At 42.8% G+C, this 19,095-nt stretch carries 25 protein-coding genes and 1 pseudogene; 10 read left to right on the forward strand and 16 right to left on the reverse strand.

The annotated features are described in order from the left end of the window. Nucleotides 1-75: 75 nt before the first annotated feature. The 5 genes from der to nrdR are packed head-to-tail and all read right to left on the reverse strand — an operon-like array spanning nucleotide 76 to nucleotide 4,644. Nucleotides 76-1,386, reverse strand: coding sequence for a ribosome biogenesis GTPase Der (gene der, locus ADI74_RS03870; protein WP_001207688.1), 1,311 nt, complete (start codon nucleotides 1,384-1,386; stop codon nucleotides 76-78). Nucleotides 1,387-1,399: 13 nt separating this feature from the next. Beyond that, entirely contained in the window at nucleotides 1,400-2,113 is a 714-nt protein-coding gene (locus ADI74_RS03875; protein WP_049537135.1) for an NADPH-dependent oxidoreductase, read from the reverse strand. After that, nucleotides 2,110-3,006, reverse strand: a complete 897-nt coding sequence (gene dnaI, locus ADI74_RS03880; RefSeq protein ID WP_049537137.1) for a primosomal protein DnaI — start codon at nucleotides 3,004-3,006, stop codon at nucleotides 2,110-2,112. The genes ADI74_RS03875 and dnaI overlap by 4 nt, the downstream gene beginning before the upstream one ends. Further along, nucleotides 3,007-4,170, reverse strand: coding sequence for a DnaD domain protein (locus ADI74_RS03885; protein ID WP_049537138.1), 1,164 nt, complete (start codon nucleotides 4,168-4,170; stop codon nucleotides 3,007-3,009). Then, nucleotides 4,171-4,644 carry a transcriptional regulator NrdR gene (gene nrdR / locus ADI74_RS03890; RefSeq protein WP_001203678.1) on the reverse strand — a complete coding sequence of 158 codons (474 nt, stop codon included), beginning with the start codon at nucleotides 4,642-4,644 and terminating at the stop codon, nucleotides 4,171-4,173. 140 nt (nucleotides 4,645-4,784) lie between these two features. Here nrdR and ADI74_RS03895 point away from each other — a divergent pair, with 140 nt between their 5' ends. Genes ADI74_RS03895 through ADI74_RS03905 form a run of 3 tightly spaced genes read left to right on the forward strand, consistent with a single transcriptional unit; the run spans nucleotide 4,785 to nucleotide 6,594 of the window. Next, on the forward strand, nucleotides 4,785-5,150 hold the full coding sequence (locus ADI74_RS03895) for a GntR family transcriptional regulator (protein ID WP_049537140.1): 366 nt from the start codon (nucleotides 4,785-4,787) through the stop codon (nucleotides 5,148-5,150). Between the two features lie 4 nt (nucleotides 5,151-5,154). Continuing rightward, nucleotides 5,155-5,850 carry an ABC transporter ATP-binding protein gene (locus ADI74_RS03900; RefSeq protein ID WP_049537142.1) on the forward strand — a complete coding sequence of 232 codons (696 nt, stop codon included), beginning with the start codon at nucleotides 5,155-5,157 and terminating at the stop codon, nucleotides 5,848-5,850. A 15-nt stretch (nucleotides 5,851-5,865) separates the two neighbouring features. Beyond that, complete coding sequence (locus ADI74_RS03905; RefSeq protein ID WP_049537143.1) at nucleotides 5,866-6,594, forward strand: ABC transporter permease; 729 nt, start codon at nucleotides 5,866-5,868, stop codon at nucleotides 6,592-6,594. Between the two features lie 31 nt (nucleotides 6,595-6,625). On the opposite strand, the gene ADI74_RS03910 is transcribed toward ADI74_RS03905, so the two are convergent. Together ADI74_RS03910 and ADI74_RS03915 are read right to left on the reverse strand one after the other, a co-directional pair. Next, the gene (locus tag ADI74_RS03910; RefSeq protein ID WP_049537145.1) at nucleotides 6,626-7,321 is read right to left on the reverse strand and encodes an LrgB family protein; all 696 of its coding nucleotides are present in this window, start codon (nucleotides 7,319-7,321) and stop codon (nucleotides 6,626-6,628) included. Then, on the reverse strand, nucleotides 7,318-7,692 hold the full coding sequence (locus tag ADI74_RS03915) for a CidA/LrgA family protein (RefSeq protein ID WP_000781326.1): 375 nt from the start codon (nucleotides 7,690-7,692) through the stop codon (nucleotides 7,318-7,320). The genes ADI74_RS03910 and ADI74_RS03915 overlap by 4 nt, the downstream gene beginning before the upstream one ends. A gap of 196 nt (nucleotides 7,693-7,888) precedes the next feature. On the opposite strand from ADI74_RS03915, the gene ADI74_RS03920 reads away from it, so the two are divergent. The 7 genes from ADI74_RS03920 (at nucleotide 7,889) to queF (ending at nucleotide 11,434) form a co-directional block, all read left to right on the forward strand. Continuing rightward, a complete protein-coding gene (locus ADI74_RS03920) occupies nucleotides 7,889-8,269 on the forward strand; it encodes a MarR family winged helix-turn-helix transcriptional regulator (protein WP_000221650.1) in 381 nt (126 codons plus the stop codon). A gap of 96 nt (nucleotides 8,270-8,365) precedes the next feature. Then, complete coding sequence (locus ADI74_RS03925; protein WP_000570267.1) at nucleotides 8,366-8,587, forward strand: DUF4649 family protein; 222 nt, start codon at nucleotides 8,366-8,368, stop codon at nucleotides 8,585-8,587. A gap of 15 nt (nucleotides 8,588-8,602) precedes the next feature. Then, nucleotides 8,603-8,917: a thioredoxin gene (trxA, locus tag ADI74_RS03930; protein WP_001029581.1), complete on the forward strand. Its 315-nt coding sequence runs from the start codon at nucleotides 8,603-8,605 to the stop codon at nucleotides 8,915-8,917. Nucleotides 8,918-9,119: 202 nt separating this feature from the next. After that, complete coding sequence (queC, locus tag ADI74_RS03935) at nucleotides 9,120-9,773, forward strand: 7-cyano-7-deazaguanine synthase QueC (RefSeq protein WP_049537147.1); 654 nt, start codon at nucleotides 9,120-9,122, stop codon at nucleotides 9,771-9,773. Then, the gene (gene queD / locus ADI74_RS03940) at nucleotides 9,773-10,216 is read left to right on the forward strand and encodes a 6-carboxytetrahydropterin synthase QueD (RefSeq protein ID WP_049537148.1); all 444 of its coding nucleotides are present in this window, start codon (nucleotides 9,773-9,775) and stop codon (nucleotides 10,214-10,216) included. Before queC ends, queD begins: the two co-directional genes overlap by 1 nt. Further along, nucleotides 10,209-10,925, forward strand: coding sequence for a 7-carboxy-7-deazaguanine synthase QueE (queE, locus tag ADI74_RS03945; protein WP_049537150.1), 717 nt, complete (start codon nucleotides 10,209-10,211; stop codon nucleotides 10,923-10,925). Before queD ends, queE begins: the two co-directional genes overlap by 8 nt. Before the next feature lie 17 nt (nucleotides 10,926-10,942). Further along, nucleotides 10,943-11,434: a preQ(1) synthase gene (queF, locus tag ADI74_RS03950; RefSeq protein ID WP_000082575.1), complete on the forward strand. Its 492-nt coding sequence runs from the start codon at nucleotides 10,943-10,945 to the stop codon at nucleotides 11,432-11,434. 57 nt (nucleotides 11,435-11,491) lie between these two features. Here queF and ADI74_RS03955 read toward each other — a convergent pair whose 3' ends face one another. The 9 genes and pseudogenes from ADI74_RS03955 to ADI74_RS03995 form a co-directional block, all read right to left on the reverse strand. Beyond that, entirely contained in the window at nucleotides 11,492-12,160 is a 669-nt protein-coding gene (locus ADI74_RS03955; protein WP_049537151.1) for an MIP/aquaporin family protein, read from the reverse strand. Between the two features lie 109 nt (nucleotides 12,161-12,269). Beyond that, nucleotides 12,270-13,061, reverse strand: coding sequence for a DUF2785 domain-containing protein (locus ADI74_RS03960; protein ID WP_049537184.1), 792 nt, complete (start codon nucleotides 13,059-13,061; stop codon nucleotides 12,270-12,272). 70 nt (nucleotides 13,062-13,131) lie between these two features. After that, a complete protein-coding gene (locus ADI74_RS03965; protein WP_049537153.1) occupies nucleotides 13,132-13,914 on the reverse strand; it encodes a hypothetical protein in 783 nt (260 codons plus the stop codon). Between the two features lie 28 nt (nucleotides 13,915-13,942). Beyond that, the gene (gene pepF / locus ADI74_RS03970; RefSeq protein WP_049537154.1) at nucleotides 13,943-15,739 is read right to left on the reverse strand and encodes an oligoendopeptidase F; all 1,797 of its coding nucleotides are present in this window, start codon (nucleotides 15,737-15,739) and stop codon (nucleotides 13,943-13,945) included. A gap of 10 nt (nucleotides 15,740-15,749) precedes the next feature. Further along, entirely contained in the window at nucleotides 15,750-16,493 is a 744-nt protein-coding gene (locus tag ADI74_RS03975) for a 16S rRNA (uracil(1498)-N(3))-methyltransferase (protein ID WP_049537155.1), read from the reverse strand. Between the two features lies 1 nt (nucleotide 16,494). Beyond that, nucleotides 16,495-17,445, reverse strand: coding sequence for a 50S ribosomal protein L11 methyltransferase (gene prmA / locus ADI74_RS03980; protein WP_049537156.1), 951 nt, complete (start codon nucleotides 17,443-17,445; stop codon nucleotides 16,495-16,497). A gap of 137 nt (nucleotides 17,446-17,582) precedes the next feature. After that, nucleotides 17,583-18,055, reverse strand: a pseudogene (locus ADI74_RS03985) (GNAT family N-acetyltransferase). Next, nucleotides 18,048-18,485 carry an NUDIX hydrolase gene (locus ADI74_RS03990; RefSeq protein WP_049537157.1) on the reverse strand — a complete coding sequence of 146 codons (438 nt, stop codon included), beginning with the start codon at nucleotides 18,483-18,485 and terminating at the stop codon, nucleotides 18,048-18,050. The pseudogene ADI74_RS03985 and the gene ADI74_RS03990 overlap by 8 nt, the downstream one beginning before the upstream one ends. A 53-nt stretch (nucleotides 18,486-18,538) precedes the next feature. Further along, nucleotides 18,539-19,078, reverse strand: a complete 540-nt coding sequence (locus tag ADI74_RS03995; RefSeq protein ID WP_049537159.1) for a hypothetical protein — start codon at nucleotides 19,076-19,078, stop codon at nucleotides 18,539-18,541. Between the last annotated feature and the right edge of the window lie 17 nt (nucleotides 19,079-19,095).

Below are 19,095 nucleotides of genomic sequence, written 5' to 3' on the forward strand. Positions count from 1 at the left end.
TTTCATCTATTTTACAGAAAAAAGAAGACATCCCAGTCTTCTTTTAAGTTATTCTTATTGGAAAATAAGCAAGGGTTACTTACGTTTTCTCGCAATCAAATGAATCGGTGTTCCTTCAAAGACAAAGGCCTTGCGGATTTGATTTTCCAAGAAACGCAGGTAAGAGAAGTGCATGAGTTCTTCTTCATTGACAAAGATGACAAAGGTTGGTGGTTTTGTTGCCACTTGGGTTGCATAGAAGATTTTGAGACGTTTTCCTTTGTCTGTCGGTGTTGGGTTGATGGCAATGGCATCCATAATCACATCGTTGAGAACCGCAGACGGAATGCGTGTGTTTTGACTTTCACTAATTTGCTTGATCATCTCAGGCAGTTTATGGAGACGTTGCTTGGTAAGAGCGGATACAAAGACAATCGGCGCATAAGGCAGATACTGGAACTGCTCACGGATATCTTCTTCCCATTTCTTCATGGTGTGGTTGTCTTTCTCAAGGGTATCCCACTTATTGACCACGATAATCATCCCTTTACCTGCTTCGTGGGCAAAACCTGCGATACGCTTGTCGTATTCACGGATACCTTCTTCGGCATTGAGGACCATCAAGACCACGTCAGAACGGTCAATGGCACGCATGGCACGCATGACAGAGTATTTCTCCGTATTTTCATAGACTTTACCAGACTTACGCATACCAGCTGTATCAATCATGGTAAACTCTTGGCCATCCGTATCTGTAAAGTGGGTATCAATGGCATCACGCGTTGTCCCAGCTACTGGACTAGCAATCACGCGGTCTTCTCCCAAAATGGCGTTGATCAAACTTGATTTTCCAACGTTTGGACGGCCAATCAAGCTGAATTTAATGACATCTGGATTTTCTTCTTCAACTTCATGTGGTAGATTTTCCACGATGGCATCCAGTACATCACCCGTACCAATACCGTGGACAGACGAAATTGGCAGTGGTTCACCCAATCCAAGCGCATAGAAATCAAAGATATCATTTCGCATCTCAGGGTTGTCAACCTTGTTAACGGCAAGGATGACAGGCTTATGGGTTTTATAGAGTTTGCGAGCTACGTACTCGTCCGCATCTGTAATCCCTTCTTTACCTGAAACGACAAAGACGATGACATCTGCTTCTTCCATGGCAATTTCTGCTTGGTGTTTGATTTGCTCCATGAAGGGAGCATCAACGTCGTCAATCCCTCCAGTGTCAATCATACTGAAAGAACGGTTAAGCCACTCACCCGTTGCATAGATACGGTCACGTGTCACACCCTCGACATCTTCTACAATTGAGATTCGCTCACCAGCGATTCGATTAAATAGGGTCGATTTCCCAACATTGGGACGTCCCACAATGGCAATAGTTGGTAAGGCCATGTTTTCTCACTTTCTACAATAACTTTTTCTGTTCTAGATTCTTCCGAGTTGAACTAGGTTCGGCTTGACCAAACTGCTCTGCTAAACGCTGACTCCAAGAGGTCGTCGCACGCGTACCAGCATAGTCCGCCTGAACTTTGTCATAGTCCAAAATCGCTTCAACTGGCTGTTCTTGGTATTCTTCTTCAAAAACCACTTGGCTCAAAGGCAGTCTTGGTTTGACATCATGTTGTTGGTTTGGCACGCCGAGGGCAATCCCAAAAACGGGGTAGGTATAGTCAGGCAAATTAAAAAGCTCTGCAACTTCTTCTGACTTGTAACGGACCAAACCGATAATCACACCACCATATCCCAGACTCTCTGCTGCAAGCAAGGTGTTTTGACCAGCAAGCGCAGCATCCACAGACGTGATAAGGAGACCTTCTACCCCTTGAGGTTGGAAAGTGTCCGTATGAAGACTTGCTCCCTTTTCAGCTCGGTTCAAATCACCAACAAAAAGCAGGAAAGCAGCTGACTGGCGAATGGCTTCCTGAGGAACCAATTCATATAAGGCATCTTTCTTCTCTTGGCTACGTACAAGAATCACAGAATAAGATTGGAAATTTTTCCAAGAAGACGCCATTTGAGCAGCAGTCAAGATTTCATTTAAGTGTTCTTGAGGAATCTCTTGCTCCTTAAAGCGACGAACTGAAGTATGAGCTTTCATCAGTTTAATGGTTTCTGTCATCGGCGATTTTCTCCTTCTAGTCTTGTTTCTTCTGCTAAATAACGAATACGTTCCATAACCCGTCTAGCTTCCCAAGTCTCATCATTTCCATTCTTTCCTTTGGCAAAATGTTTTTCCAAATCTTGGAAATTAAAGTTGGAAGTAAAGAAGGTCGGCAAATCTTCCTGCATACGATACTGTAGAATAACTTGGAGAATCTCATCACGCACCCAAGGGGTAGACTGTTCTGCACCAATATCATCTAAAATCAGAACTTCAGAAAGCTTAATCTCATCCACCAAGGTCTTCACAGATCCCTCACCGATGGCATTTTTCACATCAATGACAAAACTTGGATAGTGGAGAATGGTTGTTGAAGCGCCACGTTTTTCAGATAGGTCATGGGCCAGGGCCGCCATCATGAAACTCTTACCGACACCAAAATCCCCATAAAGGTAGAGACCTTTTCGGATACTAGGGTAAAGGTCAACAAAGGCATAGAGTCTCTCAAAAATCGGCAAACGGCCTAGATCATCCAAGTCTATCTGAGCCAATTTCGCTTTCTTGAGACTTGCTGGTAGATTGATCAACTTGAGACGATTCTTGATGGCCGCCTCTTTTTCGGCCGCGATTAGTTCTGGTGTTTCTTCATAAGATACATCCGCATAACCGTGATTCATGACCAAGATAGGCTTGTAGCCACGCGCTATATAGTCTGCATCCCCACGAAGAAACTTATCCCGTTCTGTGATATATTGGTTGAACTTGGAGATGCTACGATTTAACTCCTCTTGGCTGAGGGATTCTTTCTGGATAAAAGCCGCTACATCGGGGTCCTTCATGATCTGCTGGACTAGGTCCTGATACTGAAAACGACTTGTCTGACGTTTGATTACGTCACCAACACTTTCCATCTAGTCTCCTCCTTCTTCTAATCGGGCTAACATTTCTTGTTTTTTACGTTCTAGTTCCAAACGAGTTTCCTCGCTGGTTTGATTCTTGTATTCTGGATTACTCCACTTAGGAACATTTGTCTTCGTTGAGCTAGCCTTGTTTTTCTGTTCTTCTTGCCCTTTTTGCTGACGCTCTCGAATCCGAAGCACAGCTTCTTCTGCTGTCCGAATCTTGCGATAGGCATAGTCGTTTGCGACTTTCATAGCATATTTTTCATTGACATTGGCCGAATCAACCTTGTTAAAGGTTAAAAGTAAGACGATATTGATGACTTCGTCCAACAAGCCTAAAGACGCCATCTGGTGAAGGAGTTCTCTTTCACTTTGGGTGATGTTTCCCTTACGCGTTTGCTTGATTTCCGCTAAAAATTGCAGGGGTGTTTTATTTTTGGCTTCATTGATAATGGTCATTTCTTTGGGACTAAAGTCAGAAGACGCTGGTTTTTGTGCTATCTTTTCACGCATGCGTTTGACAGAAATAACCTGAGCCACTGTAGTCGCCTTGGCTAATTGATAGGTTTCAAACCAAGTCCATTTTTTTTCATCTGCGATGGCAAACAATTCCAAAACATCTGCCTGCTCATTTTCAAAACGCAAGCCATCTCGAGCCATCAGGCGCTGAAAATGTTCCAAGTCAAAATCATTTTTTAACTTGCTTTTTGACTCGATTGGTATCACTTCTTCAGTCAGGTTTGGAAAAACTTGGCTCAAGGAAACAGAGAGTGCTTCTCCCTCACTTGGAACCTGCTTCATAGTAGAAACAGCTGTATCCCCAATCTTTCTCTCCAATAATCTGCTATAGACAGAATGACTTAGAAATTCCTGACTGGAGAGAGGAGAATGAAGCTGTAATTCATAGTTCTCCCCCTTCTGATAAAGGGTCAACAAATCCAAAGCAGATAAGACTTTAAGGGATTGGAGCAAGGTAGGCATGCCAAAGTTTAAGTGATTGAGGATATGGGAAAAGAGATGCTCCTTTTGCCCACCATCCCAAAAGGTAATGGCATATAGATAGAGGCTCAGCGCCTCCTGACCGATAATCGGGAGGTAGCACTGCACCAGAGAAGAGGTATCTTGTGACACCCGATTATTCTTTAGAAAAGAAAAACGGTCATTTGGCTTCATTTATTTTTCCTTTTTCTTTTTTGAGGATTGGGTGATTTGCTGGAGCAGACTCTCTAACTCACTCACATCCTTAAAACTACGGTAAACACTGGCAAAACGAACATAGGTAATCTCATCAAGCTCTGCCAATTCTTCCATGACTAAAGACCCAATATATTCACTTTGGATTTCATTCTCACTGCGACTACGGAGTTTTTGCTCAATACGATTGACCACCATGTTGATTTCATCACTTGACACAGGACGCTTCTGGGCTGAGCGGATAATCCCATTAAAGATTTTATCTCTCGAAAACTGTTCTCGCGTACCGTCTTTTTTGACGACAACCAGCGTTCTTTCTTCTACTCGTTCATAGGTTGTAAAACGATGCTGACACTCATCGCACTCACGTCTTCGACGGATGGTATTTCCTTCTTCGGCTTGTCGACTATCAACAACACTAGACTTGGTAGCCCCACATTTTGGACAACGCATGCATTTCCCTCCTTGTCGTTTTCTTTTCATTATACCATTTTTTGAGCAATTCCCAAAACAATTCTTATTTTTACTTGACAAGTTTTTTGTTTTATTGTATTATTTAATTAGAACAATAAAGACATAGAAAGGAGACTATGATGTCCTGGTCATTTGATAATACAAAACCCATTTATTTACAGATTATGGAAAAAATCAAACTACAGATTGTTTCCCATGAACTGGAACCCAACCAACAGCTCCCTACCGTGAGAGATTTGGCGAGCGAGGCTGGGGTTAATCCCAATACCATTCAGCGCGCCTTGTCTGACCTTGAACGTGAAGGATTTGTATACAGCAAGCGAACAACTGGTCGTTTTGTCACCGAGGATTTGGACCTCATCGTTCAGTCCCGTAAACAACTTTCCGAGGAGCAACTGCAACACTTCGTCTCTTGCATGCTTCAATTTGGCTACAAAAAAGAAGAACTGCCAAATGTATTAAGCGACTATATTAAAGGAGTTTAAGACTATGACACTACTAGCACTTGAAAATGTATCAAAATCATATGGAGCAACTGCGGCACTTGACAATATCTCACTAGAGATCTCAGCTGGAAAGATTGTCGGGCTCCTCGGACCAAACGGATCCGGAAAAACAACCCTGATCAAACTGATCAATGGCCTCCTTCAGCCAGATAAAGGACGTGTCCTCATTAACGGACAGGATCCAAGTCCTGCTACCAAGGCAATTGTCTCTTATCTACCAGACACAACTTATCTCAATGAGCAAATGAAGGTTAAAGAAGCCCTGACTTACTTTAAAACCTTCTATCAGGATTTCAATCTTGAACGCGCCCAACATCTGCTTGCAGACCTTGGCATTGATGAAAATAGTCGTTTAAAGAAATTATCAAAAGGAAACAAGGAGAAGGTCCAACTAATCCTCGTTATGAGCCGTGAAGCCCGCCTCTATGTTCTTGACGAACCAATCGGAGGTGTGGATCCAGCCGCCCGTGATTATATCCTCAACACCATCATCAACAACTACTCACCAACCTCTACGGTACTGATTTCAACCCACTTGATTTCAGATATTGAGCCAATCTTGGATGAGATTATCTTCCTCAAAGACGGAACAGTTGTCCGCCAAGGAAATGTCGATGATATTCGTTACGAGTCAGGTGAATCAATTGACCAGCTCTTCCGCCAGGAATTTAAAGCCTAAGCAAAGGAGATTATTATGTTTTGGAATCTAGTTCGTTATGAATTTAAAAATGTCAATAAATGGTATTTAGCGCTCTACGGAGCTGTGCTTGCAATTTCAGTTTTGATTGGAGCTTTTCTTGGTAGCCTCAGCCAGAGTTACAATTCTAACAACGCTGTTTATTTCATCTTCTTTTTGGTACTAGTCTTTGGAGGACTCAGCGTCACTCTTTGGATTGCAACAATCTTTTTAATCATCCGAAGATTCAAGGGGAGTGTTTATGACCGCCAAGGGTATTTGACCCTGACCCTACCTGTCTCTGAGCACCAAATCATCATCGCAAAACTCTTAGGAGGTCTTGTCTGGTCCATCTTAAGCTATATCGTCTTTATCCTGAGTGTATTGATTATCTTCTTCTTAACACCAATAGAAAAAGACTTCACTGTTCTCTATAACTTCATTTCCCCTTACCTCAGCTACGGCTGGCTATATGCCCTATCACTATTTGTCGGTTCGATTACATGGATTTTATCCATTTACCTCTCCATCTCAATCGGGCAACTCTTTAATGAGTATCGAACAGCTATGGGGATTCTAGCCTATATCGTCATTGCCATCGTCATTGGTTATGTTTCTCTCTTTTTCCGAATTGAAAATAACTTTAACATGATGATTGGTACAGAAATCTTACGCGATCTCTTTTTATCGGCTATCTACTATCTCGGTACCTACTATATCTTAAAAAACAAGGTTAACTTGCAATAAAAAATGCCCAGCTAGAAAGCTGGGTTTTTCTTTAACTCAATATCAAACTGGCTACGATAGGGCTGACAAAGACATAGAGAATACCAGTGACGCCTATAGCCAAGCCACCCATGGCTCCTGCTACAGAGCCGTAGCGAAGGGCCGTTCCTGTTCCGACAGCATGACCTGTCCCACCGAGGGAAAGTCCCACTGCAACTGGATCATCAATCTTCAACCACTTCAAAAGGGTTGGTCCGATAACACTGGTCAAAATCCCAGTTGCTACTACAACCACCAAGGTCACGGTCGTCAAGCCTTGCAATTTTTCTGTGATCCCCACTGCCATAGCGGTTGTTACTGACTTGGGAAAGAGAGAAATGGCTAGGAAAAAGTCCATACCAAAGATTTTCGCAACTAAGGCCGTAAAACTAGTATTGACAATCACTGCTAGCAGACTACCAAAGAGAATACTCCGTGCATGGTGCTTCATCAGGTGAAAACTCTTGTAAAGCGGAATCCCTAGAGCCACGGTCGATGGGACAATCAAGTTGTTCAGATAAATCCCACCTTGGTAGTAATCTTGGTAAGAAATACCCGTCGCCTTAAGGAAAATAATGATAAAAATAGCCGACAAAAGCAAGGGTGTTGTCAAAGGATGGGGAAAACGTCTGTAAATCAACATCCCTACTAGATAAGCTAAGATAGATAATGCAATCCCAAATAGAGGATTGGAAACAAATTCACTCATTTCGTTTCTCCCTTCTCATAGTCACCCTCAAATCGTCTCTTGATAAACTGAACCACTAGGGCGATGAGGATAATGTTGATGACAGCCGCAAAAAAGACAATCAAGACAATAGGCAAAAGATAAGGAGCAATGACATCAAACTTCTCCATGATTCCCACTGCTGGCGGCAAAAAGAGAATGGTCATATTGGCCAGCAAGAAATTCCCGACCATGTTGACATGCCTGGTTCTCAACCACTTGAATTGTAGGGCGAGAAAGAGAATAATCAAACCTATAATACTGCCGGGTATGGGCAAATGAAAGAAACTGGAAATCCCCTCTCCGATTAGAGAAATCACAAAGAGAATCATTAATTGAACATATAATTTCATCCTAAACTCCATGAAATAAACTTCTTGCATACCAGTTTACTCTTTTTCCAGAAAATTTCAAGGAAATATTGAAATTCTTCTTTCTTGCAAGGATTAGTTAAAAGTAGTATAATCATTGCATGCGCAATCATCTTGTGTTACAAAGACAGTTAGTTATGACTTTGTGATTTTTACTTTGAAAAGAAAGGAGAAAGCAATGACCTATTTGGAAAAGTGGTTTGACTACAACCGCCGTCAAAAGGAAATGGAAGCCATGTTAGAAGAAACCATCGCCCAGCAGACTGAACAAAGGTTGACCTTAAAAGAGTTTTACCTACTCTACTATCTGGATTTGGCCCAAGAAAAATCTCTACGCCAGATTGACCTGCCAGATAAACTCCATCTCAGCCCAAGCGCTGTTTCTCGAATGGTGGCTAGGTTAGAAGAGAAAAACTGCGGTTTGCTTAGTCGCCGGTGTTGCGATCAGGATAGACGGGCTAGTTTTATCTGCCTGACTGACGAGGGACAGACAACTCTAGCTTACCTGCAAAAAGCCGTCGAGGAAAGACTGGAAACGAGTCTTGACTTCATTTCTTAATCAGATTTTTAAAAAAGTTGCGTGCGCAATCATTTTTCTTGACATTCCTCTTTTCAAGGAGTACAATAAAGTCAAGATCGAACAAAGGAGTTTAATATGATCGAAATTACCTATCTAGACACCAGCAAACAAGAGAGAACCATGACGTTCGAGTCTTACCAAGACTTTGAACGTTCTCAACAAGCTTGCCTTATCGGTGTCGCAGACTATTACCCAGTTCAAAAATTGACCTACAATGGTCATGATTTGGACTACCATGGGACTTATGGAGATGTCTTCTTCTATCTCATGAAACAAGATTTAAGCCAATATAACTAAAAAAGGAGAAATACAATGGCAAAAGCAATTACAGATGCAACATTTGAACAAGAAACAAAAGACGGTTTGGTCTTGGTCGATTTCTGGGCAACTTGGTGTGGTCCATGTCGTATGCAAGGTCCGATCTTGGACAAATTGTCTGAAGAACTTTCAGAAGATGTCTTGAAAATCGTTAAAATGGACGTAGATGAAAATCCAAATACAGCTCGTGCTTTTGGAATCATGTCTATCCCAACCCTTCTCTTCAAAAAAGACGGCCAAGTGGTGAAACAAGTTGCTGGAGTACATACTGCAGAACAAATCAAGGCCATCGTTGCTGAATTGAGCTAATCACACGAGAGACCAAGTACTTTATTTGGTCTCTTTTTTCTTGCCCTTTGCCATTTTTCAAAAAATATGCTAGACTGTAGGTAGAATATTACGATGTTTGGGACATGCCATCGCTAAAAAAAACCTCTACTTGGTATTTTTTAGCTCCCCTAAAGGGAGCTTTTTGCGTGCTCTGAACATTTCCCATTTTGAAAGGAGTACTATGAAACGTCAATCAGCCTTGGTCGTCTTTAGCGGCGGTCAAGATTCCACAACCTGCCTCTTTTGGGCTAAAGAACACTATGAAACGGTTGAAGCCGTCACCTTTGCCTATGGCCAACGCCATCATCTCGAAATTCAAGTCGCTAGAGAAATCGCTAAGGAACAAGGCATTCGTCATCACATCTTAGATATGTCTCTGCTGGGACAAATCACTGAAAATGCGCTGACCTCTGATATGGAAATCGAGCAAAAAGAGGGAGAGGTTCCCAATACCTTTGTTGACGGTCGCAACCACCTCTTTCTTTCCTTTGCGGCAGTTCTTGCCAAGCAACGAGGCATTAAAGACATCGTGACAGGTGTCTGCGAGACAGATTTTTCAGGCTACCCTGACTGCCGGGATGTCTTTGTCAAATCCCTTAATGTTACGCTCAACCTTGCCATGGATTATGACTTTGTTATCCAAACACCTCTCATGTGGCTAGACAAGGCTGAAACTTGGGAATTAGCCGACCAACTCGGTGCCTTTGACTATGTTCGTGAAAAAACCTTGACCTGCTACAATGGGATTATCGGAAGTGGCTGTGGAGATTGCCCAGCCTGCCACCTACGTCAGCATGGACTAGATGTTTATCTCTCACAGAAAGGAGAGGACTAATGTTTTTTGCACCCAAAGAAATCAAACAGGAGACTGGCGAGTCTCTGATCTACAACCCTCACAGAACCTTGGTATCAAAAGAATTTACCTTCGATGCTGCCCACCATCTCTTTCACTATGATGGAAAATGCAAGTCCCTGCACGGCCACACTTATCATCTGCAGATTGCTGTTAGTGGATTTTTAGATGAACGTGGCATGACCTACGATTTTGGAGATATCAAAGCTATCTACAAGGACTTCTTAGAACCCCATTTGGATCATCGCTATCTCAATGAAACCCTGCCTTATATGAACACGACTGCTGAAAATATGGTTTACTGGATTTTCCAAACCATGAGTCAAGAGTTGCCAGACGAGCGCGGTCTCCGTTTGGAATACGTTCGCCTCTATGAAACTCCGACTGCCTTTGCGGAGTTTAGACGGGAGTGGTTAGATGACTAGGGAACGTGTCCTTAAACTACCAGTTCTGGAAATTTTCGGCCCAACCTTTCAAGGTGAAGGCCGTGCTATTGGGCAGAAAACCATGTTTGTCCGCACTGCTGGTTGCGACTACCACTGCGACTGGTGTGATTCCGCCTTTACTTGGGACGGTTCTGAAAAACCAACTCGTATGACAGCTGATGAAGTAATCGCTGAGTTAGACAAACTAGGAAGCTACGACTATGTCACCCTATCTGGGGGAAATCCTGCTATCCTAGCAGCCAACATGGCTGAGCTAGTAACCAAGCTCAAGGAACGTGGTATCACTCTTGCCGTTGAGACCCAAGGCTCCCGCTGGCAAAATTGGTTAAAAGATATCGACCAAGTTACTCTCAGTCCCAAACCTCCTTCATCCAAGATGGAAGTCAACTTTGAGACCTTGGACTTTATCGTTTCCCAACTTGATCCAGACAAGGTCACCTTTAAAATCCCTGTCTTTGACGATGCCGATTTGGCCTTTGCCAAAGGCATTCAAGAACGCTACCAACCAGATGTTCTCTTCTTATCGGCTGGAAATCCTGAGCCCAAGGCTACGGGTAATATTGTCCAAGACCAACTGGACCGTCTCAAAGAACTTTGGGAACGCATCGCCGCTGATGATAGTTGGGGCAATGTCCGCGTCCTCCCTCAACTGCATACTCTCCTCTACGATAACCAACGTGGTGTTTAAATTAGAAAGAAAAAATCATGTCACAACAAGAAGAAATGAAAAACCTAAGCCTACTGGGCAACAAAGAAACCAACTACATCTTTGACTATCAACCAGATGTCCTCGAATCTTTTGACAATCGTCATGTGGAAAATGACTATTTCATCAAATTCAACTGTCCTGAATTTACCTCCCTGTGCCCTATCACTGCTCAGCCAGACTTTGCAACGATTTATATTTCCTACATCCCTGACAAGCTCTGTGTCGAGTCAAAATCCCTCAAACTCTACCTCTTTAGCTACCGAAATCATGGAGATTTTCATGAAAACTGTATCAACACCATCGGGAAAGACTTGGTCAATCTACTAGACCCTCGCTATTTGGAGGTATGGGGAAAATTCACTCCGCGCGGTGGCATCTCAATCGACCCCTACTACAACTACGGTAAACCTGGAACTAAGTATGAAGGATTGGCAGAACAACGCCTCTTTCAACACGACCTTTATCCAGAGAAAATTGACAACCGTTAAACAGATACGAAAAAGCCCTGTTCCTCAAACTGAGGAGCAAGGCTTTTTGAATTTCAATTATTCTTCTGTTCCAAGGAAGCTTTTTGCAACGAGAGCTGCAAGAACGCCACCAACGATTGGGGCAAGGATGAAAATCCATACTTGTTGAAGGGCTGCACCACCTACCAAGACAGCTGGTGCCAAGCTACGAGCTGGGTTTACTGAAAGGCCAGTGATATTCAAGCCCACAAGGATCAAAGCTGTCAATGACAAACCAATGACCAAACCAGCGATTGCACCATTACCTTTGCTTGCTGATGTTACAGTCATGATAACTAGGACAAACAAGAAGGTTGCGATGACTTCAAACAAGAATCCACCAAAGACAGTGACACCGTTTGCCAAGGCATTTTCACCAAGACTAGCAGTCGACATGCCTGAGTTAGACAAGAGGAAGAATACCGCAGCTGACGCAAGGAAAGCTCCAACTACTTGTCCAAGGATGTAGTTTACAAGCTCTGAAGATGACAAACGTTTGTTTACAAACATAGCGATTGAAACAGCCGGGTTCAAGTGAGCCCCTGAAACAGTTCCGATTGAGAAAGCTGCGACTACGATGGCCAAACCAAAAGCAAGAGCAATCCCAAGGTGGCCAAGACCTTCAACACCATTCCCAAAAACAACAGCTCCTGTTCCGATGAACACAAGCATAAATGTACCGATTAATTCAGCAATAAATTTTTTCATGATAAGTCTCCTTTTTTTAAACTATGTATTAGTCTATCAAAAGAAGGAAAGGGTTTCAAGAAAATTGACTGGAAAGTTATTTGAAGATCATGAACCGACTCGCTTATCCTTAGTACTGAAAGGATTGAATAGCTTCTTTCAAGTCATCTTGTAAAAGTTTATGACAGTCTAGTTGAAGGTAAATTTCTAGCAAACAAGATCTGAAATTGGAAAATTTATGGAAATCATTTACTTCTTTCAAGGGAAATTCGACTGTTTGCAGCCAAGCAGTGAGGAGAGACGATTCGATTTTCCCTCGTAAGATTGGTTCATAAAGTACTCTCGCTAACCGCCAATCTTCATCATTTGTAAAACGAATCTCAACACGTTTAAAGATTTTCCAAATGATTTCAAATGCTTCGGCTATATCTGACTTTGGAAAGCTAGGATGGCATATAACCTCCGTCAAGAGATCAGCCCCATGCGCAAATGCGTGGATCCACCCAAACTGATGAGAGTAACCCGTCGTCTCTTTTTCCTTTGTAAGATAGTGTAAGCCTTGATTTAGCATGGTAACCCTGATAGGAGAAGACAACTGCTGGTAATAAAGTGATTCCTTAGTACCATCGCAGGACAGTAGATTGGCATAAATAAGCGCCCTAAAAGAACGTTTAAGAGCCGAGACACCTCTACTATCAATTTCTTTGTATAGACCTTCATCAGAGGAGACCCCTTCTGAGATAAACTGAAACTGCTCAAGGGAAAACAACTCTTCTTGAATCCCTCTTGCTAAACTCGTAAAAACAAGTTCGTCTCGAATTTCTGGAGAGGCATCCCCTAAATGCTCAAGCAACCACTGAATTTCTTCTCGGCTATAGCTTGGTTTTTCTTCTGTCACTTTTCTTTGTAATTCTTTATGCATCTTATGCATCTAAAGTACCTCTGGATTTCTAGTAACTTATCAAAAAGTCATCCGAAGATGACTTTTTTTCTCATTCTATTTTTGATGGAGTTTTTCCTGCTGCAATCGCATCTGCTTCGGTCATCTCAACAACGTTGGCATTATTCGTTTTTGAAGGCATTCTATCCTTACTATACCAATAAACTTTTGATTTTCCATGGTCTGCAACATAGACAATTCTATCTTGCTGTTGAGCTTTGGTTTCAGCTTCACGTGTAATTCTTTTTTCTTCTACTTTTTGAGAAATTGATGATTCAACTGCACCTATTCTATCAAGCAGCTCTGTCTTTTTATCATTATTTTCAATCTGATTAACTATCTCTTTAGCAGACTTCACTTGGCTCGCATCTTGACTTTCTTCCAATTGTTTGACTAAGGTTTCACCTTTTTCTTGCAACTCCTTTGCAACTTTTTCTTTGGCAATTCTCTCTTCTTCTGCTTTTTCTTTAGATTTTTTCTCTTCTTCAACTCGTTTTGCCTCTTCTATACTAGATGAAGTATCCGTAGTTGAAGCTGTCGAAGTAGTAGATGTCGCAGTCTGCTTAGTTTCTGATTGAGAAGATGAAATTTTCTTTGTGACTGTCGGAGTTTTAAGAGCAACTGCAACAAAACTGACAATGAAAAGCCCTATCATTAGATTTCTTTTTCGAATATCTGGCGATTTCTTTACAAAATACCAAATACCAACTCCGCTCAAAACAAGATAGAGAGTAGGCAAAGCAATCAATAAAATGATTCCCAATAAAACTAGACCAATTTTGATAAAGAGCATTCTTTTGGGGTCTTGCTCTAGCCATTCTTTGATTCTATTCATATTACTCTCCTAAAACTCTGTCCAATCTTTACTCCCCCAACTCAGCACTGTAGGCTATAATCTGGTCAACTGTGTCAGACAAGAACTGGATGGTATCACGTAGTGGTTTATCTGTTGAGATATCGGCTCCGATAATCATGGCTGACTCAAGCGGTGTCTTGCTGCCACCTGATTTGAGGAGATTGAGCCAGTCTCTAGCTCCAGTTTCAGAGTTTTTCAGATGGAGGTAACCTGCAGTAGAGATAACAAGGCCTGCTGAGTATGTGTAGCTATACAAGCCCATGTAGTAGTGAGCTTGACGCATCCAAGTCAAGGCTGCATCATCGTCAATTTCAATGGCATCTCCCCAGAAGTCCGTCAAGACTTCCTTCATAATGCTGTTGAGCTTGCTTGCTCCAAAGGTCTCCCCTTCTTCAATAAGTGTATATACCTTACGCTGGAAGGCTGCTTCCAAGAGGTGGGTAATAAAGTTATGGAAGTAGGTATCTGTCAAGCGGTGAGCAAGAGCAAAGCGTTTTTGACGAGGGTCGTCAGACTGATGTTCCAAATAATCACTTAAAAGCAATTCATTGAAGGTTGACGGCGCTTCGACGTAGTAAGTCGACATATGGGCGTTGAAGTAACTTTGGTGATTATCTGAAAAGATGAATTGACCAGAATGCCCGATTTCATGAATCAAGGTATAGACATCGCTCAAACGGCCTGTCCAGCTCATGAGGACATAAGGGTGCACGCGATATGGATCCGCCGCATAACCACCAGAATCCTTGCCACTATTAGCAGCAAAGTCCACCCATCGTTCCTCTTGATAACGAGCAACTTCCTGACAATATTCTTGTCCCAAAGGTTCTACTGACTTCATGACCAAATCATAGGCGTCGTCAATAGTCACTTCAGGATTAAGAGCACTATCCAAGTCCAATTTCCAGTCTGCAAAGGTCATCTTTTCAAGACCATTGATCTTGGCAACATGCTTGAGGTACCTCTGAGCAACTGGCGCAAAGTCCTTCATGATGAGGTCAATCTGACGGTCAAACATGGCACGGTCCACTTCTTGCTCAGCCAGAAGATAATCAAAGACTGAGTCATATCCCTTCATATCTGCCAACAATTTCTCAGACTTGACTTGGGCTAAATAGGCTGCCGCAGCCGTATTTTGGTTCTTACGGAGTCCCTCTGAGAAAGAACGGAAAGATTTCTCACGAACCTCAGCGTCCTCGTGATTTTGATAGAAATTTTCATAGGTCACAAAGCTGTTTTTGTAGGTTTTGCCATGGGCTTCAAAGTCAGCCATCTCAAAGTCCCCAGCTCGCATCTTAGTATAAATGTCCTGTGGGCTATAGAAAACTTCCCCCAGATTGGTCAAGGCCTTCTCTACATCAGCCCCAAGATAGTGGGCTTTTTTGATTTTAGCCTGACGAATGGCTGCCGTCAAGTGGTGCAGTTCACCCAAACGGTCCAATACTTCCTCATCTGCTGCCACCAAGGCATCGTCAAAGAAAGTCAAGGCTACACTGGCATCTGTTTCAAATTCCATCCCAGCTTGGGCGATATTAGCAAAATCCTCATTGCTATAGTCTGTCGTCTGAGGCATAAAGGCGTAATTGCCGATATGGCTCATCTGGATATAGATTTGCTCCAATTCCGCAAAGGCCTTCTCAAAATCCTCAAAAGTGTGAAGATTCCCCTTGTAGTCACGGCTAAATTGGTTGATATCTTCGCGCGTTTTCTCGATTGCACGCAAGAAATCCTCACGGTCTTGGTATAGGGCGGTTAAATCCCAAAGTTCCTTTTCTGGAAATTCTGAACGGTGTTTTTGTTCCATTTTCTTCCTCTTATTTTTCTAATTCTAATAATACACTAATGGCTGATAAGGCATAAAGCGGGGCTGTTTCTGCTCGCAAAATGCGAGGACCAAGGCCTGCAAGAACAGCTCCTTTGGCTTCAAAACTTTCGATTTCTGCAGGTGAGAGACCGCCTTCTGGGCCAAAGATAAAGAGCAATTTAGCTCCTTTTTCAAGACCAGTGACTGCTTGCAGGAGCGCAGCGGCTTCTCCTTCTTTAGCCGACTCTTCGTAAGCTACCACGATAGAGTCGAACTGATCCAGCTGCGCTAGAAAATCTGCTTTTTTCTCAAAAAGTTTTACACTCGGCACCAGATTACGCTTGCTTTGCTCGGCTGCTCCAAGGGCAATTTTTTCTAGTTTTTCAACCTTTTTACCCAACTTCTTACCATCCCACTTGGCGACCGACCAGTCAGCAGGAAAGGCCCAGATCTGGCTGGCACCGAGTTCGGTTACTTTTTGAGTGATAAACTCCAGCTTGTCTCCCTTGGGAAATCCTGATGCGATGGTTACTTGAACGGGCAGTTCCACATTGTCAGCCAATTCTTGGACCAACTCAAACTGACGATTTTCCACATCCAAGACGCGCGCCAAGCGCTTGATACCATCCTCAAAGGCCAAGACAACCTCATCATCTTCTTTCAAGCGCATGACCTGAAACATGTGCTTGCTGGTTTCCTTGTCCTCAATGGTGATAGGAGAGATTGCACTGCCCTTGACAAAATACTGTTGCATGCTAGCCTCCAATCACACCTGAAATATCCTTGGTCTTCTTAAAGACACAGGCATTCCATTCCCCTTGAATCATATGGGTTTCAAGGAAAAATCCAGCTGACTCAGCCGACTCGCGCACCATGTCCCACTTGTCCTTAATAATGCCACTCATGATGAGATAACCTTCGTCCTTTACCAAACGATAGGCATCGTCTGTCAGATGAATAAGGATATCCGCTAAGATATTAGCCACAATCACATCTGCCTCAATCTCCACACCCTTGAGCAAATCACCTGCCGCTACATGGATGTTTTCCATACCAGGGTTGAGCTCAATATTTTCCTGAGCCACACGAACTGCCACATCGTCTAGGTCGTAGGCGAAGATTTCCTTGGCACCAAGCAACGAGCTGGCAATGGAGAGGACACCTGAACCTGTCCCCACATCCAGCACCGTTTCGCCACCACGAAGAACCTGCTCCAAGGCAAAGAGGCTCATCTTAGTGGTTGGATGCGTCCCAGTACCAAAGGCCATACCAGGATCTAGCCTGATGATCTTTTCTCCCGCAGTCGCCTCATAGTCCGTCCACGACGGCACGATGGTCAAGTCACGAGTGATGCGGGCTGGCTCATAGTATTTCTTCCAGTTGTCCGCCCAGTCTTCCTCAGCCAAGGCAGTCGTCCCCATCTTGACTTCTCCTAAGTCCATAAAATCTGTTAATTCTAGGAGACGAGCCTGTAAATCTGCCTCAACCACTGCTACATCAACCGTTTCGGGATAATAGGCTGTCACCACGATTTCTTCTTGCTGCTCAACCTCTGGGAAGATTTCACCAAAACGGTCGACATTCCCCACATAGTCCATACTGTCTTCGATCGCAACACCTTGAGCACCTAGCTCAATCAAGAGATTAGAGACCAGCTCCTCTCCCTCGCGCTTCACTGTAACTTTTAACTCTTGCCATGTTTCCATATTTAAGATACCAAGCCCGTAAAACACAAAGCCAAAATAGGAAACTCTCTGATGACGCTTGGGTCTAAGAGAAGTTTATCTTTTTGGCACAGTGTTTAGGGCGGGTTCAGTTTAGAAATGTAACTGAACTATCCTTTCTATTTCTCTATGCATTTTTTCATGTATACCATATCCATGCCTTCTTTTTCAGGTTCAATATGGGTTTGATGGTAGCCGTTCTTCTCATAGAAAGCAACCATACCTTCATCCTGTAATACCGTACACAAATCCCACTGTTTAATCGTCGGAAATTCCTTTTCCAGCAATTCCAATCCTTCAGAACCATAACCTTTTCCTTGATACTGGGGCAAAATCGCTGCCGTTCCCAACCAAGCCTCTGTCAACTCTTCATTGGTCTGAATTCGTAAAAAACCAATCTTTTCTTCATCTTCTTTCACAAAGTAATAATAGCTATTAGGACGTTCTACCAGTTTCCACTTGATTCGTTCGCAGTCCTCCAGATAAGGATCATACTCATCTTGATATTTCTCATAGACAGCCTTAAAGCTAGCCTTTGAATTGCAATTACGGTTTCTAAATCCTCTGCTCCTGCTCGTTCTAGTCTAATCATAGTTACTCTCCATATAATCCCTCACTCTATCCTGCAACTGGGGTACAACCCTATCTGAGCCAAGAAACTCCTCAACGCTCATCAGTTTGTAGCCCTGCCCTTCATCGCCAAAGACGATACTATCAAACTGTTCCTGCCTTAACTTGCCAACTAGAAAGACGGATTCTTTTCCCTCAAAAAGCATACTTGGGTAAACCTTACTCCAAAGCAGACAATCCTCAGTCAGATGAATTCCTAGTTCTTCGTAAACTTCACGCGCCGCGCACTCAAAAGGACTTTCATTCCCCTCACGGCCACCACCTGGTAACTCCCACATATTGGGCCAAGGAATGCTGGGCTTGTCATCGCGTAAGATAGTTAAAATCCTATCCTCACAAAAGAGGGCAATTTTACAGCCTGTGAAATTCATTCTTTTATTCAATAATTCCATGATTAAGTCTCTTCCTATGATAACAAACTGCTCTATGCTAGCATTCTACTTAGCTATTCTTGAATCAATTTTTGACAATCTAGATCCCAATATGCCTGCCATCTCCCCTGATTCTTACTAAAATAAACCGTAAACTCATCGTTTACATTATCTGCAACATAGCGAAGACTAGGTGGAGCCTCCTCGCAACTCAGTATCCATGGATGAAAATAAAAATATTTCTCTCGCCTCTCTCGACTATTGTTCAACTTTTTCTTGTTCTGAGGAATGGAGTTTTGAAACTCCCTTTCCAAACTGGACTGGATGGCATTATCAAAGTCGTTTAAAGAAGCTATCAACTGCTCAAACTGTTTCTCTTCACCAGTCTTAAAGTAAATCAAAAACTCAAATTCTCCAAAGCCTTCAGAAAACTCAAGTTCCATGATTTTTGCGCTCTCGTCATAAAGTCCCCCTTCATTAAAAAATCGGCGGCTTTCACACTTCAACACTCTCTCAAAATCTAAATTTTCAAATCGATTGCGTGGTAGAGAAATCCCATACTCTTGCGAGTTTGGGCTTATTTTCCTAAATAGCTGCTTGAAAATATGAAACATTTTTACCTCTTTTCTAG

This window comes from Streptococcus pseudopneumoniae (genome assembly GCF_001074565.1).
Taxonomy (GTDB): domain Bacteria; phylum Bacillota; class Bacilli; order Lactobacillales; family Streptococcaceae; genus Streptococcus; species Streptococcus pseudopneumoniae_J.